Origin of the sequence: Curtobacterium sp. A7_M15, from assembly GCF_030705415.1 — a bacterium.
GTDB lineage: Bacteria > Actinomycetota > Actinomycetes > Actinomycetales > Microbacteriaceae > Curtobacterium.
On record NZ_JAUZED010000009.1, the window covers coordinates 1 to 16,591 of the forward strand.

At 69.7% G+C, this 16,591-nt stretch carries 14 protein-coding genes; 6 read left to right on the forward strand and 8 right to left on the reverse strand.

Features of this window, described 5'->3' with window-relative positions; genetic code table 11:
• Nucleotides 1-31: 31 nt before the first annotated feature.
• From Q7F20_RS03140 to typA, 7 genes are all read right to left on the reverse strand, one after another.
• Nucleotides 32-1,330 (reverse strand): citrate synthase, encoded by a 1,299-nt coding sequence (locus Q7F20_RS03140; RefSeq protein WP_305738707.1) that lies wholly within the window; start codon nt 1,328-1,330, stop codon nt 32-34.
• 176 nt (nt 1,331-1,506) lie between these two features.
• Entirely contained in the window at nt 1,507-2,625 is a 1,119-nt protein-coding gene (dapC, locus tag Q7F20_RS03145; RefSeq protein ID WP_305738654.1) for a succinyldiaminopimelate transaminase, read from the reverse strand.
• A 14-nt stretch (nt 2,626-2,639) separates the two neighbouring features.
• Nucleotides 2,640-2,957: a ferredoxin gene (gene fdxA / locus Q7F20_RS03150; RefSeq protein ID WP_058728223.1), complete on the reverse strand. Its 318-nt coding sequence runs from the start codon at nt 2,955-2,957 to the stop codon at nt 2,640-2,642.
• Nucleotides 2,958-3,035: 78 nt separating this feature from the next.
• A complete protein-coding gene (locus tag Q7F20_RS03155; protein ID WP_305738655.1) occupies nt 3,036-4,235 on the reverse strand; it encodes a PIG-L family deacetylase in 1,200 nt (399 codons plus the stop codon).
• 24 nt (nt 4,236-4,259) lie between these two features.
• On the reverse strand, nt 4,260-4,802 hold the full coding sequence (locus Q7F20_RS03160; protein WP_305738656.1) for a hypothetical protein: 543 nt from the start codon (nt 4,800-4,802) through the stop codon (nt 4,260-4,262).
• A gap of 112 nt (nt 4,803-4,914) precedes the next feature.
• Nucleotides 4,915-6,108, reverse strand: coding sequence for an amidohydrolase (locus tag Q7F20_RS03165; RefSeq protein ID WP_305738657.1), 1,194 nt, complete (start codon nt 6,106-6,108; stop codon nt 4,915-4,917).
• Nucleotides 6,109-6,198: 90 nt separating this feature from the next.
• A complete protein-coding gene (gene typA, locus Q7F20_RS03170) occupies nt 6,199-8,121 on the reverse strand; it encodes a translational GTPase TypA (protein ID WP_305738658.1) in 1,923 nt (640 codons plus the stop codon).
• Nucleotides 8,122-8,246: 125 nt separating this feature from the next.
• Here typA and Q7F20_RS03175 point away from each other — a divergent pair, with 125 nt between their 5' ends.
• The 3 genes from Q7F20_RS03175 to Q7F20_RS03185 all read left to right on the forward strand — a co-directional run bounded on the left by Q7F20_RS03175 (nt 8,247) and on the right by Q7F20_RS03185 (nt 10,365).
• A complete protein-coding gene (locus Q7F20_RS03175; RefSeq protein ID WP_305738659.1) occupies nt 8,247-8,996 on the forward strand; it encodes a CPBP family intramembrane glutamic endopeptidase in 750 nt (249 codons plus the stop codon).
• Between the two features lie 121 nt (nt 8,997-9,117).
• Nucleotides 9,118-9,597, forward strand: coding sequence for a peroxiredoxin (locus Q7F20_RS03180; protein WP_305738660.1), 480 nt, complete (start codon nt 9,118-9,120; stop codon nt 9,595-9,597).
• A 219-nt stretch (nt 9,598-9,816) separates the two neighbouring features.
• On the forward strand, nt 9,817-10,365 hold the full coding sequence (locus Q7F20_RS03185) for a hypothetical protein (RefSeq protein ID WP_305738661.1): 549 nt from the start codon (nt 9,817-9,819) through the stop codon (nt 10,363-10,365).
• An 84-nt stretch (nt 10,366-10,449) separates the two neighbouring features.
• On the opposite strand, the gene Q7F20_RS03190 is transcribed toward Q7F20_RS03185, so the two are convergent.
• Nucleotides 10,450-12,168: an ABC transporter family substrate-binding protein gene (locus tag Q7F20_RS03190; protein ID WP_305738662.1), complete on the reverse strand. Its 1,719-nt coding sequence runs from the start codon at nt 12,166-12,168 to the stop codon at nt 10,450-10,452.
• 256 nt (nt 12,169-12,424) lie between these two features.
• On the opposite strand from Q7F20_RS03190, the gene Q7F20_RS03195 reads away from it, so the two are divergent.
• Genes Q7F20_RS03195 through Q7F20_RS03205 form a run of 3 tightly spaced genes read left to right on the forward strand, consistent with a single transcriptional unit; the run spans nt 12,425 to nt 16,484 of the window.
• Nucleotides 12,425-13,405, forward strand: a complete 981-nt coding sequence (locus Q7F20_RS03195) for an ABC transporter permease (protein WP_305738663.1) — start codon at nt 12,425-12,427, stop codon at nt 13,403-13,405.
• Between the two features lie 3 nt (nt 13,406-13,408).
• Nucleotides 13,409-14,347: an ABC transporter permease gene (locus Q7F20_RS03200; protein ID WP_305738664.1), complete on the forward strand. Its 939-nt coding sequence runs from the start codon at nt 13,409-13,411 to the stop codon at nt 14,345-14,347.
• Nucleotides 14,340-16,484 (forward strand): ABC transporter ATP-binding protein, encoded by a 2,145-nt coding sequence (locus Q7F20_RS03205; protein ID WP_305738665.1) that lies wholly within the window; start codon nt 14,340-14,342, stop codon nt 16,482-16,484. Before Q7F20_RS03200 ends, Q7F20_RS03205 begins: the two co-directional genes overlap by 8 nt.
• Nucleotides 16,485-16,591: the final 107 nt, after the last annotated feature.

Consider the following 16,591-nt stretch of genomic DNA (forward strand, 5'->3'; position numbering starts at 1 on the left):
GGCGCCGCGCCGCGCGCGCCGCGCCCCCGCGTCAGCGCGCCGGCAGGTCCCGCTCGGGGTACCCCACGTAGAGCTGCTGCGGGCGCCCGATCTTGTTCAGCGGGTCGTTGTTGAGCTCGCGCCACTGCGCGATCCACCCCGGCAGACGCCCGATGGCGAACAGGACCGTGAACATCCGCGGCGGGAAGCCCATCGCCTTGTAGATGATCCCCGTGTAGAAGTCGACGTTCGGGTAGAGCTTCCGGCTGACGAAGTACTCGTCCTCGAGCGCGATCCCCTCGAGCTCCATGGCGATGTCGAGCAGGTCGTCCTGCACGCCCAGGGCCTCGAGCACCTCGTGTGCGGACTCCTTCACGAGCTTGGCGCGCGGGTCGTAGTTCTTGTAGACGCGGTGCCCGAAGCCCATGAGCTTCACCCCGCGCTCCTTGTTCTTCACCCGCTCGACGAAGCGTGTCACCGGCTCGCCGGAGTCCTTGATCTGCTGGAGCATCTCGAGCACGGCTTCGTTCGCACCGCCGTGCAGCGGGCCGTACAGCGCGTTGATGCCGGCGGAGATCGACGCGAACATGTTCGCCTTCGTCGAGCCGACGAGCCGCACGGTCGCAGTGGAGGCGTTCTGCTCGTGGTCCTCGTGCAGGATGAGCAGCCGCTCGAGGGCCTTCGAGAGCACCGGGTTCGGCTCGTACGTCTCGGCCATGGTGCCGAAGTTGAGCCGGAGGAAGTTGTCGACGAACGAGAGCGAGTTGTCCGGGTACAGGAACGCCTGCCCGATCGACTTCTTGTGCGCGTACGCCGCGATCACCGGCAGCTTCGCGAGGAGCCGGACGGTCTGGAGCTCGACCTTCTCGGGGTCGTCGACGTCCATGTCGTCTTCGTAGTAGGTCGACAGTGCGCTGACGGCGCTCGAGAGGACGGACATCGGGTGCGCCGAGTGCGGCAGCGCGTCGAACAGCCGACGCAGGTCCTCGTGCAGCAGGGTGTGCCGGCGGATGCGGGCGTCGAAGTCCGCCAGCTCGGACTCAGTCGGCAGCTCGCCGTAGATGAGGAGCCACGCGACCTCGAGGAAGGTCAGCTCCGACGCGACCTGGTCGATCGGGTAGCCGCGGTACCGCAGGATCCCCTGGTCGCCGTCGATGTAGGTGATCGCGCTCTTCGTCGACCCGGTGTTCACGAACCCGTAGTCGAGCGTGTTCATCCCGGTCTGCTTCTTGAAGGTCGAGATGTCGATGGTGGACGCACCGTCGACGCTCGGCAGGATCGGGAACTCCGCCGTGCCACCCGGGTACGTCAGCGTCGCGGTCGCCGCGGCCTGCTCGGCAGCGGGACTCACGGGGACGGGCGTGGTGGGCGGTGTGGCCGTCTTCTGAGCGTCATTGGCAGTGTCAGTCACGGTGACAGCCTAATCGCGCCCGCTGTCGGTCGTGCACACACGAAGGCTCCGGATGTGGTGGGAAGCACGGATTGCGCGGCGAGCGGAATGCTGCCTGGAGGCGCGGTGCCGCCCCGTCAGGCGCCGTTCAGTCGGCGTCCACTCGCCAGACGCTGCGCGGCCGCGGCGATCCGCTCGTCGGTCGCGGTGAGCGCGACCCGCACGTGCTCGGCCCCCGCGGCACCGTAGAACGTGCCCGGTGCCACGAGGATCCCGCGTTCCGCCAGCCAGGCGACGGTGTCGAGTGCGGGCTCGCCGCGGGTGGCCCAGAGGTACAGGCCCGCCTCGCTGTGGTCGATCCGGAAGCCAGCGCCGTCGAGTGCCCGACGGAGCATGTTCCGCCGTGCGCGGTAGAGCGCTTTCTGCGCCTGCACGTGGGTCTCGTCGGCGAGGGCGACGATCATCGCCTCCTGCACCGGCAGGGGCGGCATCATGCCCGTGTGCTTGCGGACCGCGAGCACCTCGGCGAGCACCCGTGCGTCGCCGGCGACGAAGGCCGCCCGGTAGCCGGCGAGGTTCGACTGCTTCGACAGCGAGTACACGCTGAGCACCCCGTCCACCGAGTCGCCCACGACCCGGGGGTCGAGGATCGTCGGGGTCGGGCTCGTGTCGTACGGCGGCTCCCACCCGAGTTCGGCGTAGCACTCGTCGCCGACGATGACGGCGCCGAGCTCCCGCGCGCGCTCGACGGCGACGCGCAGCTCGTCGATCGACAGCACACGGCCGTCGGGGTTGCCCGGCGAGTTCAGCCAGACGAGCTTCGTGGTGGACGGCCACGCGGCCGGGTCGTCGGACGCGAGGGCATCGGCGCCGACCAGGGCCGCACCGAGCTCGTACGTCGGGTACGCAGCGGCCGGGAACACCACCGTGTCGCCGCGGCCGATGCCGAGCCAGAGCGCGAGCCCGGCGATGAACTCCTTCGACCCGATGGTCGGGAGCACCTGGTCCGGCGTGAGCGTCACGCCCTGGCGCCGGCCGTACCAGTCCGCGATCGCCTCGCGCAGGGCCGGGGTGCCGGCGACCTGCGGGTAGGCGTGTGCGTCGGTCGCCTCGGCCAGTGCCGTGCGGACGACCGCGGGCGTCGGGTCGACGGGCGAGCCGACGCTGAGGTCGACGATGCAGCCCTCGTACGACGCGGCCTGCTGCTTGAACGGGACGAGCTGGTCCCAGGGAAAGTCGGGGAGGTCGAGCGCCACGGGTCGGGTCCGGTTCAGCCGCGCGGCGGTTCGGCCATCACGACCGGGTGGTCCTTGTGGATCACGCCGACCTTCGCGGCACCGCCGGGGGAACCGACCTCCTCGAAGAACTCGACGTTGGCCTTGTAGTAGTCCGCCCACTCGTCCGGGAGGTCGTCCTCGTAGTAGATCGCCTCGACCGGGCACACCGGCTCGCACGCGCCGCAGTCGACGCACTCGTCGGGGTGGATGTACAGCGACCGGTCACCCTCGTAGATGCAGTCGACCGGGCATTCGTCGATGCAGGCGCGGTCCTTGACGTCGACACAGGGCTGGGCGATCACGTACGTCACGGTTGGGGTGCTCCCTTCGGACTGAGCAGATCGAGTCTACCCGCGCGGCCCGGCTGCACCTGACCGCCCGCGCGACCGTCACGCCCGGTCGGATGCACCTGACCGCCCGGCGGCCGACGCCCGGATGCCGGACAGGTCCGGCCAGGCGAGCACGAGCGCCGTGACGACCGCCGGCCCGAACGTCCACACGTAGCCCGCGACGTTGGCGAGCACGAGCGGGGAGCTCTGCCCGCCCACCGACGACAGCACCTGGGTCGCGGCGATGATCCCGATCCCGACCGCGGCGACCATCGCCCGCGACCGGTACAGCAGCCGGATGCCGACCGTGAGCCCGATCACGATGAGCGAGGTGAGCACGATGCCGATCGGGAACGACCCGAGGGCCTGCTGGTGCGTGACCGTCCCGAGTCCCCCGGCGACGAGTCCGAGCACGAGGGCGACCACGACCGCGGTGACCTTCCCCTGGCGCGAGAACTCGGCGAAGGTCTGCGGCGCCTGCGGGACACGGTCGGCGTCGTGGCGGAAGGCCTCGACCGCCGGGGCCTCGTGCCGGACGCCGTGCGGCATCACCCACGACAGCGCGGTCGGGTCACGGGGATCGGCAGGGTCGACGGTCACCTGGGACCGGTACTGCTCGACGGCCGCCCGCACCTTCGCCCGCACGGGCACGACGTCGACGGTCAGGTCGGCCTGCCCGGAGTCGGGGTCGACGATCATCGAGAACGGGACTTCCTCGGCGCGGGCGGCGTACCGCGCGGCGTGGTGGACCCGCACGTGGTCGGGGTGACCGTACCCGCCGTCATCGGCGTAGCTCACCACGGCGTCCGCGCCCGTGGACCGGATCGCGGCGCGGATGTCGTCGACGACCTCGCCGAGGTCCGCCGCGGTCAGCGAGTCCGCCGGGGCGTCCCCGGCGGCGACGGCCCGACCGTCGTCGCCCCACTGCATGCCGGAGTCGGTGTAACGGCGCTCGGGCAGGTCCGTCGGACGCGCACCCGGGCCACCGAGCCAGAGGTGCCGCGGTCCGCCGAGCGCGCCGAGTGCCGCGGCGATCTCGGTCTCGCGGTGCGCGGCGATCCGCGGACCGTCGCCGAAGAGCGGCGCGAGCTCGGCCGTCAGCATCTCCCCGCGCTCACCCCGGGTGGCGGTGAGGACGGTCACCTCGGCGCCGAGCTCGAGCAGGGTGGCGATCGTCCCTCCCGACGCGAGCGTCTCGTCGTCGGGGTGGGCGTGCACGAACAGGACGCGCTCGGGGCGGGTTGCTGGGGCCTTCGACATCGGGTCCAGCGTACCGAGCGGCGACTAGCGGGACGTCACGATGTAGGTCGCCGTGACGCCCTCACCGCCGTCGGAGAAGGTCAGGACCACGCGGTGGGCGTCGCTGCGGAACATCCCGAAGGCACTGGTCGAGTCCGCCCGCTTGGCCGACTCGGTGAACCCGGCGTCCGTCAGCTGCTGGGCGGCTGTCTGGAAGTCGTCGACCGAGGCGGCCCGGACCTGCACGACCCAGCCGGATCCGTTCGGTCCGGTGCCGCCGCCGAGCACCGTGCCGTCGACGAGCGGGACGTCCTTCGTCGGGAAGCCGTCCGGGACCTTGCCGTCGGAGGTCACGTTCGCGCCCTTGAGCGCGGTGTCGAGAGCGCCGTCGATGCCACCGGCGACAGAGGCCATGCCGTCCTGGATCGCCTTGCCGTCGATGCCCTGCACACCCTCGGCCACGCTCGACGCGACCGACGAACCGAGATCGGTCGCCTGCTGCACGGCGTCGGACGAGCAGCCGGAGAGGCCGGCGAGTGCGATGCCGGCGGCGACGGCGGCGATCAGGGTGCGGGTCGGGGTGCGCATGCCCAGCACCCTAGGGGGCGAGACGGGAGGCGCGGCGTGAGTCCCCTGGGAACGTCACGTGCGTGGCGGGGTCGCGCCGCGCCTCCTGGTCGGTCCTGCGGGGCCGCCCGCGTCAGGCGACGTAGGCGCGCGTCGCCGCCACGAGGGCGTCGACGCCCACCGGGATCGCCGTCTCTGCCTGCGGTGCGTAGAACGGCGAGTGGTTGCTCGGGATGTCCTCGCCGCGACGGAACAGCTCCGGGTCGGTGATGCCGGTGAACCAGTAGACGAGCGGCGCCCCCGCAGCGGTGGCGAGCTGACCGACGTCCTCGGACGCCATCGCCAGGCCGATCTCGAGGTCACGCGCACCGGGGACCTCGGCGCGGATCGCGTCGAGCACGGTCTGGGCGGCCTCGGCGTCGTTCACGGTGACCTCGGCGCCCGGCGACCGCACGATGGTCGGCTCGGGCAGCCCGCCGGCCTCGCTCTCGGCGCGGACGATGCGCTCGATCGACGCGATGATGCGCTCGCGGGTCTCCTCGTTGCGTGCCCGCGTGGAGATCTCGATGACGGCCTGGTCGGGGATGATGTTCGCGCGGGTGCCGGCGTGGAAGCTGCCCACCGTGACGACCCCGGCGTCGCTCGGCGAGACCTCGCGCGAGACGACCGTCTGCAGGCGGACGACGGCCGACGCTGCGGTGACGACCGGATCGAGGGACGCCTGCGGCGCGGAACCGTGCGCACCGCGGCCGTTGAACGTGACGGTCAGCCGGTCGCTCGACGCCATCACCGGGCCGCTGCCGACCGCGACGATGCCGACCGGCGCCGGCGCCGAGTGCTGCCCGAGCACGACGTCGGGCTTCGGGAAGCGCTCGACGAGGCCGTCCTCGACCATCGCCCGCGCGCCCGAGATGACCTCTTCCGCCGGCTGGAAGACGGCAACGACGGTACCGTGCCAGTCGCCCGTGGTGGCCGCGAGACGCTCGAGGGTGCCGAGCAGCCACGTCACGTGGATGTCGTGGCCGCACGCGTGCATCGTCGGGACGTCGTTGCCGTCCTCGTCGGTGCTGTGGTGCTCGCTGGCGTAGGGCAGGCCGGTGCGCTCCTGGACCGGCAGCCCGTCCATGTCGGCTCGGAGCCAGACGACGGGCCCCTCGCCGTTCGACAGGACGCCGACGACACCCGTGCCGCCGACGCCCGTCGTGACCTCGATCCCGCCGATCTCGGCGAGCCGGTCGGCGACGATGCCCGCCGTGCGGTGCTCCTGGAAGCCGAGCTCGGGGTGGGCGTGGAGGTCCTGGTACAGCGAGAGGAGGTCGAGAGTCACGCGCACCACGGTACATCCGACGACGGCCCGGCCACCTCGGACGAGGTGACCGGGCCGTCGGAGGGAGGACGCGCCTCCTGGGTGGACCGCTTACGCGTCCTGACGCTTCAGACGGGCGTAGGCACGCTGGCGGGCCTGTGCGTCGAGCTCGACCTTGCGGATGCGGACGGCGTCGGGGGTGACCTCGACGCACTCGTCCTCGCGCGCGAACTCGAGGCACTCCTCGAGCGACAGCTGGCGCGACGGCGTCATCGACTCGAAGGAGTCAGCGTTCGCCGAACGCATGTTGGTGAGCTTCTTCTCCTTCGTGATGTTGACGTCCATGTCGTCGGCGCGCGAGTTCTCGCCGATGACCATGCCCTCGTAGACCTCTTCGGTGGGGTTGACGAAGAACGTCATCCGCTCCTGGAGGTTCGTGATGGCGAACGGCGTGACGACACCCGAGCGGTCCGAGACGATCGAGCCGTTGACGCGGGTCTGGATCGGGCCGGCCCACTCGGCGTACCCGTGCGAGATCGCGTTGGCGATGCCGGTGCCGCGGGTCTCGGTGAGGAACGCGGTGCGGAAGCCGATGAGACCACGCGACGGCACGATGAACTCCATGCGGATCCAGCCGGTGCCGTGGTTCGTCATGTTCTCCATGCGACCCTTGCGCGCGGCCATGAGCTGCGTGATCGCGCCGAGGTGCTCCTCCGGCGTGTCGATCGTCATGTGCTCGTAGGGCTCCTGGAGCTTGCCGTTCTCGTCACGCTTCGTGACCACCTGCGGCTTGCCGACGGTGAGCTCGAAGCCCTCGCGGCGCATCTGCTCGACGAGGATCGCCAGCGCGAGCTCGCCGCGGCCCTGGACCTCCCACGCGTCGGGACGGCCGATGTCGAGGACCTTGAGCGACACGTTGCCGATGAGCTCGCGGTCGAGGCGGTCCTTGACCATGCGGGCGGTGAGCTTGTGGCCCTTGACCTTGCCGACGAGCGGGCTCGTGTTGGTCCCGATGGTCATCGAGATCGCCGGGTCGTCGACCGTGATGGTCGGCAGCGGACGGACGTCGTCCGGGTCGGTCAGGGTCTCACCGATGGTGATGTCCTCGAAGCCGGCGACGGCGACGATGTCACCGGGGCCCGCAGACTCGGCCGGGTAGCGGTCGAGCGCCTTGGTGATGAGCAGCTCGGTGATGCGAGCGTTCTGGACGGTGCCGTCGTGCTTGACCCACGCGACCGTCTGGCCCTTCTTCATGGTGCCGTGGAAGATGCGGAGCAGCGCGAGGCGGCCGAGGAACGGCGAGGCGTCGAGGTTCGTGACGTGCGCCTGCAGCGGGTGCTCGTCGTCGTACTTCGGGGCGGGGACGTGCTGCAGGATCGCCTCGAACAGCGGCTCGAGGTCGTCGTTGTCCGGCAGCGTGCCGTCCTCGGGCTTGTTGCGCGACGCAGCACCGGCACGGCCGGAGGCGTAGACCACCGGGACGTCGAGGATGGCGTCGAGGTCGAGGTCGTCGACCTCGTCCGACAGGTCGGAGGCCAGGCCGAGCAGGAGGTCCTGCGACTCGGACACGACCTCGTCGATGCGGGAGTCCGGGCGGTCCGTCTTGTTGACGAGCAGGATCACCGGGAGCTTCGCGGCGAGCGCCTTGCGGAGCACGAACCGGGTCTGGGGCAGCGGGCCCTCGGACGCGTCGACGAGCAGCACGACACCGTCGACCATGGAGAGGCCGCGCTCGACCTCGCCACCGAAGTCGGCGTGGCCGGGGGTGTCGATCACGTTGATCGTGATGCGACCGCCCGGGTTGAACTCCTCGGCGTGCTTCCCGTTGTAGAGCACCGAGGTGTTCTTCGCGAGGATGGTGATGCCCTTCTCGCGCTCGAGGTCGTTCGAGTCCATCATCCGGTCTTCGCCCTCGAAGTGGGCGTCGAACGAGTTGGTCTGCGTGAGCATCGCGTCGACGAGGGTGGTCTTGCCGTGGTCGACGTGTGCCACGATGGCGACGTTGCGCAGGTCGGACCGGGTGGCGAGCGCCATACAGGACATCCTTTGGTGTTCGGAAGAAGATCGGGCGGCCGGTCGTCGTGGACACATGGCACCCTCGGGCAGAACGCCCGACACGCCAGTCTACCGGTAGTTCGCAAGCATGAGGAGTACAGCGCATGAGCCGTCGGCGAACGTGGATCGAGATCACGATCGTGCTGATGCTCTCGCTGGGCGGCAGCGCGCTCTACTCGATCCTGCAGATCATCGACGACCTGTCCCAGACGACGCCCCTCGGACAGCAGTCCACGGCGCTCAACACCTCGACCACGACCGTGCAGTACGTCGACCTCGCCCGCCAGCTCGTGGGCATCGCGGTCGACCTCGCACCGGTCGCGCTCGTCTGCTACCTGCTCTGGAGCACCACGCGCCCGCACCTCGGGCGCCTCGGCATCGACCGGTTCCGTGTGGGACCCGACCTCGGCGGCGCGGCGCTCATCGCCCTCGGCATCGGGATCCCCGGGCTGGCGCTGTACTTCACCGGGCGGGCACTCGGGTTCACCGTCAACGTGAACCCCGCGGCGCTCGACTCGTACTGGTGGACGATCCCGGTGCTGCTGCTCTCGGCGATCCGCTCCGGGCTGCAGGAGGAGGTCATCGTCGTCGGGTACCTCTACGAACGACTGGGCTCGCTCGGCTGGGGGCGCTGGCAGGTCGTCCTCTCCACCGCGGTCCTCCGCGGGAGCTACCACCTGTACCAGGGCTTCGGCGCGTTCGTCGGGAACGCCGTGATGGGCATCGTGTTCGGCTGGATCTACACGAAGTGGGGACGGCTCCTCCCCCTCGTCATCACCCACTGCCTGCTCGACGCCGCCGTGTTCGTCGGGTACCCCTGGGTCGCGCACGCGTTCCCGCAGCTGTTCCGCTGAGACGACCCCCGTTCGGGCGTCGGCGATGCGGCGGACCGACCAGACCCCGGTCCGGCGATCCCACAGTGAACCCACAGCGCGGCGCCGCGCCGGACCGAGGACCCGCCCCTACCGTGGCCGCATGAGCATCCCCGAGGTCGGCGACCCCGCACCCGGATTCACCCTGCCCGGCATGATCGTGCGGGACGGCATCCGCACCGACGACGAGTACACCCTGTCCGCCGAGATCGGCCGGACGGTCGTGCTCGCGTTCTACCCGGGCGACGCCACACCGGTCTGCACGGCACAGCTCTGCAGCTACCAAGAGGAGCTCGACGACTTCGGCGCCCTCGGCGCCGTCGTGTGGGGGGTCAGCCCGCAGGCCCTCGACTCCCACGAGGCGTTCGCCCGCGGGTCCTCGCTCAGCTTCCCGCTGCTGAGCGACACCGCCGGGGACGTCATCCGTGCCTACGGCGTGCAGGCGCCGGGGATCGGGCTCCGGCGGTCCGTGTTCGTGATCGGGCCGGACGGGGTGGTCCGTTGGCGGCACGTGGGCCTCGTGGGGCTCCGGTTCCCCAAGGCGGCCGCGATCCGGGCACAGATCGAGATGCTCGTGGCCTGAGTCGGCACGTCTCGGCGTGTCGGTCCCCCGAAGATGCGACAACCTGGGGTATTGACACCCGAACGGGGGTCGATCACGATTGACGACACGAGAGGTCCGCAAGGATCCGCCTCCCCGGGGAATCGGGTCGTCCGGAGATACGCGCTGGTGTGTCACACCCGCTCCCCGGGCGTCCCCGGGGAGGCATCTCGTCACCACTCGCCTTGTAGCCTCGTCGGCGTGACCACGATCCTCGCCCCCGGCATGCGCCTGCTCGCCGTCGTCCTGTGGGTCGCGGCCGCCGCGCTCGTCCCGCTCGCGCTCCTCACCGGCGGCGCCGCCTGGCTCGCCCCCGTCCCCAGCCTGTTCATCGCCTTCGTCGCGTGGGCGGTCCTCTGGCGTCCGCGCTTCGAGCTGACCGACGAGCACCTCCGCATCGTCGACGTCCGCCGCACGAGCACCTACGCCTGGCGCCGCGTCACCGAGGTGCGCACCAAGTACGGCATCGAGATCGTCACGAGCGAGGGCGTCCGTCGGACGTGGCTCGCCACCCGCAGGTCGGCGCGACTGGCCGCTGTGGTCGACGGTCGTCCAGGAGGCGCGGATCGCCTCGACGTGGAAGCCGCGGCCGAGCGCATGCGCGCGTTCGTCCCCGAACCGCCCGCCCAGGACGGCCCGCCCCCGGCGACCGTGACGGCTGCGCCGATCACGCACCGTGCGCACGGGTGGTCGGTCCTCGCGATGATCGTCCTCGGCTTCGTCGCGACCCTGGCGGCCGCGCAGCTCTGACCCGAACGCCGAGGCCCGACGAAGAACGACATCCCCGACGTCGTGCGACGTCGGGGATGTCGTTCGTTCAGCGACTGCTGCGGACTACTTCTTGTAGCCCACGTCCTGCCACTTGACGGAGGACTGCTGGAACTGCGCCGGACCGTAGTTCACGAGGTCCTTGCGCACGCCCCAGGCGTAGGGCTCCGGGAACAGCGGGATGGTGCCCGCGACCTTGACGATCTTCTTGTCGATCGCGTCCGCGTCCTCGATGCGCTTGTCGGCGTCGAGTTCGGCGTTCGCCTTGTCCCATGCCGCGCCGAGCGAGTCGTCGGTCACGCCGGTGTAGTTCTGGCCGGCGTCGGCGGGGTAGTAGATCGACTTCAGCGACGACACCGGGAAGGGCGTGCCCTGCCAGGCGAAGTACGTCGCGTCGAAGTCACGGCCGTCGGTGGTGATGTACTTCGTGAAGAAGTCGTCGGTCGGGACGGTGTCGATCGTCACCTTGAAGCCGGCGAGCTTCGTCTGCTGCTGCACGAGCTGCGCGACGTTCGCCGAGTTCTGGTTGTCCGACGGGATGACGAAGCGGACGTCGAGCGTCTTGCCGTCCTTCGTCGCGTAGCCGTCCGAGCCGATCGTGTAGCCGGCGTCCTCGAGCTTCTTCTTCGCCTTGTCGGTGCTGTAGCCGTAGACCGACGAGACGTTGTCCTGGTAGCCCTTCTGACCGGGCAGGTAGACGAGGTTGTTGAGGACCTGCACCGGGCTCTTCACCGGCGAGAGGATCGCCTGCGCGACGACCTGGCGGTTGATCGCCTGCGCGAACGCCTGGCGGACCGTCTGGTCCTTGAAGACGTCCGACGTGCCGTTCAGGGTGATCTGACGCTGGGTCGTGCCGAGCGAGCGCTCGATCTTCGAGTCCGAGCGGGTGTTCGCGGTCTTGAAGTTGTCCGCGCTGCCGTTCAGGTTGAAGGCGTCGAACTCCTTGTTCGCGTACGCCTGGGCGACACCGTCGCGGGACACCGTCTTGAAGACGATCGTGTCGAGCTTCGGTGCGTCACCCCACCACTTCGAGTTCTTCTCGAACGTCACGACGCCGCCGTTCGCGTCGAAGGACTTGAGGATGTACGGACCACCGGAGACGTAGGTCTTGCCGTCGGCCGCGTACGGGCCCGTTGCCCACGACTTGTTGAAGTGGTCGGGGGTGTCAACGGCCCAGTACGGGTAGATCGCGGTGAAGACGCTCGGCCAGTCGGCGTTCGTCTTCGAGAACGTCACGATGACGTCGCGCTCGTCCGAACCCTGCTTGACCGAGTCGACGTCCTCCCAGACGTTGGTGGCGAGCGGTGCGAACGCCTTGTTCGTCCCGTTCAGCGCCTTCCAGTTCGCCTCGACGTCCTTCTCGGTGATCGGGGTGCCGTCGGACCAGACCGCCTTGGGGTTGATCTTGATCTCGACGGTCTGGGGCGAGTCCTTCGTCAGCTCGATCGAGTCGACGTAGTCCTTGTTCGCCTCCCACTCGCCGTTCGCCTTGAACTGGATGAACCCGGGCAGGTAGGTGCCTGCGATCGTGTTGTCGTCGACCGTCCCGGAGTCGAGGTTCGACAGCTGCCAGTTCGCCGGTGCGGAGTCGATCGGCAGGGTGAGCGAGCCGCCGTCCTTGATCGAGTCGCGGTCGGCGACCGTCCAGCCCGTCGACTTCAGCGACGACGTGGCGACGGCCGAGCTGCTCTGTCCGGCGGACCCGCCGCCGGAGCAGCCCGCGAGCACGAGTGCCGCGGCGGCTGCTGTGGCGAGCACGGCCGTCGTCTTGATCCTCATTCGCATGGCGAGGATTCCCTTTCGTTGTGGTTCGCGCCGGAGCGCCGGGACGCGTCGACCCCCGTCGCCGCGCCTGTTGGTTGAGAACCCTAGTCACATCCGAAGGTCGCACAAGGGCTGCTGTACCGAATCGAAACATGCTCGTAACGAATGTTGCATAGCGTCAACAGGGATCACCCACCCCGGCTCGGGAGCGGCTAACCTGTCGCCACCGAATAACGCCGTCCGGACGGACGGCCGCACCCCACTGAGGTCCCAGTACATGCTTGCTTTCCTCGCGAAGCGGATCGTCAACTACGTGATCCTGACGATCGTCGCGACGACGCTCGGCTACATCCTCGCCAGCGCGACGCTCAACCCGATGGCCCGGTACCTCGGCAAGAACCCACCGGTTCCGCAGAGCTCGATCGACGCCGCGCTGCAGAAGCTCGGCGCCGACCCGAACACGCCGCTCCTGGTTCGTACCTGGAACTGGTGGGTCAACCTGGTCACGCACGGCTCGCTGGGCATCAGCGCCCGCGGCACCGAGGTCACCGCGGACATCTTCGCCCGCTCCGGGACGAGCCTGCGGCTGCTCGTGATCGGCACCCTGCTCGGTGCGGTCCTCGGTGTGCTGCTCGGCGTGTGGAACGCGGTCCGGCAGTACCGGACGTCCGACCAGGTGTCGACGTACGCGTCGTTCACGGTGCTGGCGACCCCGCCGTTCGTCATCGCAGTGGTCCTGATGATCCTCGCCACGAACCTGAACAACCTCGTCGGCACGCAGGTGATCAGCTTCACCGGTGAGTACACGCCCGGGGTCAGCGGGTTCTTCCCCGTCCTCGGCGACCGGTTGGTGCACCTGCTGTTACCGACGATCTCGCTGACGGTCGGCGCGGTCGCGTCGTACTCGCGGTACCAGCGCTCCGCGATGCTCGACGTGCTCTCGAACGACTTCATCCGCACGGCCCGTTCGAAGGGCCGGACGCGTGGATCGGCCATCATGCGCCACGGTGTGCGCGTCGCCCTCATCCCGATGTCGACGTTCTTCGCGTACTCGTTCGGCCTCATCCTGACGGGTGCGAGCATCACCGAACTGGTCTTCAGCTGGCACGGCATGGGTGAGTACTTCATCCAGAGCATCACGAACAACGACATCAACGCGGCAGCGGGCACGATCCTCTTCACGGCGATCCTCGTGCTCATCGCAGGCACCCTCGCGGACCTGCTCTACGCCGCGCTCGACCCGCGAGTGAGGGTGTGACCCGTGTCTGTTCTCGACCCCACGACCACGACCACCGCCGGTGACCCCGGCGACGGCAACGCCGGGCAGCCGGCGCACGTCGTCGAGGTGAAGGGCGGGCGCACCCCGCTGTGGCGCAAGGTGTTCGGCACCTGGCGTGCCCGCATCGGCGGCGGCGCACTGCTCCTCATCCTGCTGTGGGCCTTCGTCGGCCCCTACCTCTACCACTGGAACGCCGTCGACTCCGACGGGCTCGCCTTCGGCATGCCGCCGAGCGCGTCCCACTGGTTCGGGACGAACGACATCGGCCAGGACATCTACGCGCAGACGCTCGTCGGCCTGCAGAAGTCGCTGTTGATCGGGCTCATCGCCGGTCCCGCCGCGACCCTCATCGCCGGCATCGTCGGTGCGATCGCCGGGTACTTCGGCGGGTTCGTCGACCGGGCGCTGGTGTGGGGCATCGACCTGCTCCTGGTCATCCCGTCGTTCTACGCGCTCGTCCTCCTCAGCCCGCTGTTCAAGAACCTCAGCTGGCTGGCGCTCATCGTGGGTCTGGCGATCTTCGGGTGGATGATCATGGCCCGCGTGATCCGCGGTCAGACGATGTCCCTCCGGGAGCGCGACTACGTCAAGGCCGCCCGCTTCATGGGTGTGCCGTCGTTCACGATCATCCGCCGGCACATCCTGCCGAACGTCGCCTCGCTGCTCATCATCGACGCCACGCTCGGGGTCGGCGCAATGATCCTGTCCGAGAGCGCCCTGAGCTACTTCGGCTTCGGCATCCAGGTGCCGGACGTGTCGCTCGGCACGCTGCTCGCCGCCGGCAGCCAGTCCGCGGTCACACGGCCGTGGCTGTTCGTCCTGCCGGCCGCGACGCTCGTGGCCACCGTCCTCTCCACCAGCCTGCTCGGCGACGCCCTGCGCGACGCCATCGACCCCACCTCGGGAGCCAACCGTGACTGAGCCGCTGCTCACCGTCTCCGACCTCGCCGTCACGTTCAACCCGGGCTCGAAGCCCGTGTACGCCGTCCGCGGCGTGGACTACTCCGTGAACCAGGGCGAGTTCCTCGGCATCGTCGGCGAGTCCGGGTCGGGCAAGTCGGTGTCCTCGATGGCCGTGATGGGCCTGCTCCCGTCGTCGGCGAAGGTCGAGGGCAGCATCCGGTTCGACGGCCGCGAGCTGCTCGGCCTGAACGACCGCGAGATGTCGAAGCTGCGCGGCGGCGACATCGCGATGGTCTTCCAGGACCCCCTCTCGGCGCTGACGCCCGTGTACACGATCGGCCAGCAGATCATCGAGGGGCTGCGGCTGCACGACCGGAACCTCACCGCGCACGCCGCCCGGACCCGCGCCGAGGAACTCCTGCGCGTCGTCGGCATCCCGAACCCGACGCGTCGGCTCGACGCCTTCCCGCACGAGTTCTCCGGTGGCATGCGACAGCGGGCGATGATCGCGATCGCCATCGCGAACGACCCGAAGCTGATCATCGCGGACGAGCCGACCACCGCGCTCGACGTGACGATCCAGGCACAGATCCTCGACGTCCTGCAGACCGCCAAGGACATGACCGGCGCCGCCGTCGTGCTCATCACCCACGACCTCGGCGTGGTCGCCGGCAACGCGGACCGCGTGGCCGTGATGTACGCCGGGCGGATCGTCGAGACGGCTCCGGTCGAGCCGCTCTTCCGCGAACCGGTCATGCCGTACACGATCGGTCTGCTCCGCTCGATGCCGAACATGGCGTCGGCCCGCTCCGAACGGCTCGTCCCGCTCGAGGGTCGACCGCCGCTGCTCACCCAGAAGCCGACCGGCTGCCCGTTCGCCGACCGCTGCCCCGCGGTCCTCGACGCCTGCCGCGAGGCCGAGCCGGCGCTCATCGCACCCTCGGTCGCACCGAGCGACGACAACCCGGTCCTCACGGGTGCGACGCCGACCATCACGAACGGCGCCTTCGACGACGAGCACACCGCCGCGTGCATCCGCCGCGACGAGATCGCCGCCGGTACGCTCGCGCGGTCCGAGATCTTCCCGCGCCCCGAGGACGTCCCCGAGTCCGAGACCGACCACGGCGACGACGTGGTCCTGCAGCTCGACGACGTCGTCAAGACCTTCCCGCTCACGAAGGGCGCCGTCTTCCGCCGACGCATCGGCGAGGTGCACGCGGTCGACGGTATCTCCCTCACGCTGAAGCGCGGACAGGTCCTCGGACTCGTCGGGGAGTCCGGCTGCGGCAAGACCACGACGATCATGGAGATCCTCGAGCTCGCCGGGGCGCAGCAGGGCACGATCAAGGTCAACGGCGTCGACACCGGAACGCTCTCGAAAGCGGACCGCCGGGCACTCCGGAGCGACATCCAGGTCGTCTTCCAGGACCCGATGGCCTCCATCGACCCCCGACTCGACATCGGCTCCGTCATCGGCGAGCCGCTCACGGTGCAGGGCGTGCCGAAGGACGAGATCCGCCGTCGCGTCCGGGACTCCCTCGAGCTCGTCGGCCTCGAACCGAGCTACATCGACCGGTACCCGCACGAGTTCTCCGGCGGGCAGCGCCAGCGCATCGGCATCGCCCGCGCGCTCATCGTCGAACCGAAGATCCTCGTGCTCGACGAGCCCGTGTCCGCTCTGGACGTGTCCGTGCAGGCCGGTGTCATCAACCTGCTCGAGGACCTGAAGCACCGCCTGGGCCTGTCCTACCTGTTCGTGGCGCACGACCTGTCCGTCGTCCGGCACATCGCGGACGACGTGGCGGTGATGTACCTCGGTCGGATCGTCGAGTACGGCGAGGGCGACCGGGTCTTCGACGACCCGCAGCACCCGTACACCCGGGCGCTGCTGTCCGCGGTCCCGGTGCCGGACCCGTTCGCCGAGGCCGCGCGCGGACGCATCCTGCTCGACGGCGACCTCCCCTCCCCCACCGAGCGGATCGAGGGCTGCCGCTTCCGCACCCGCTGCCCGCTGTACCAGCTCCTCGACGAGGGCCGTCAGCAGCAGTGCCGTTCCGTGGACCCCCGGCTGCAGGACGTGCACGGCCGCGGCGTCGCCTGCATCCAGACCGACCAGAACCCGCTCCTCACCGAGCGCGTGTCGGCGGCGGCCTGACAGGACGCCACCACCTGACGGACGGGAGGCGCGGTGCCAGCTGGCACCGCGCCTCCCGTCCGTCCGCTCCCCACGTCCACAGCGTGCGAGGTTCCGCTCGCTGTGGG

Bases quoted from the DNA above. Each gene is read 5' to 3' on its own strand.
- typA (WP_305738658.1), bottom strand. From the start codon at position 8,121: ATGGCGCTCGCCACCCGGTCCGACCTGCGCAACGTCGCCATCGTGGCA.
- Q7F20_RS03155 (WP_305738655.1), bottom strand. From the start codon at position 4,235: ATGTCGAAGGCCCCAGCAACCCGCCCCGAGCGCGTCCTGTTCGTGCAC.
- Q7F20_RS03195 (WP_305738663.1), top strand. From the start codon at position 12,425: ATGCTTGCTTTCCTCGCGAAGCGGATCGTCAACTACGTGATCCTGACG.
- Q7F20_RS03190 (WP_305738662.1), bottom strand. From the start codon at position 12,168: ATGCGAATGAGGATCAAGACGACGGCCGTGCTCGCCACAGCAGCCGCC.
- Q7F20_RS03180 (WP_305738660.1), top strand. From the start codon at position 9,118: ATGAGCATCCCCGAGGTCGGCGACCCCGCACCCGGATTCACCCTGCCC.
- Q7F20_RS03160 (WP_305738656.1), bottom strand. From the start codon at position 4,802: ATGCGCACCCCGACCCGCACCCTGATCGCCGCCGTCGCCGCCGGCATC.
- Q7F20_RS03175 (WP_305738659.1), top strand. From the start codon at position 8,247: ATGAGCCGTCGGCGAACGTGGATCGAGATCACGATCGTGCTGATGCTC.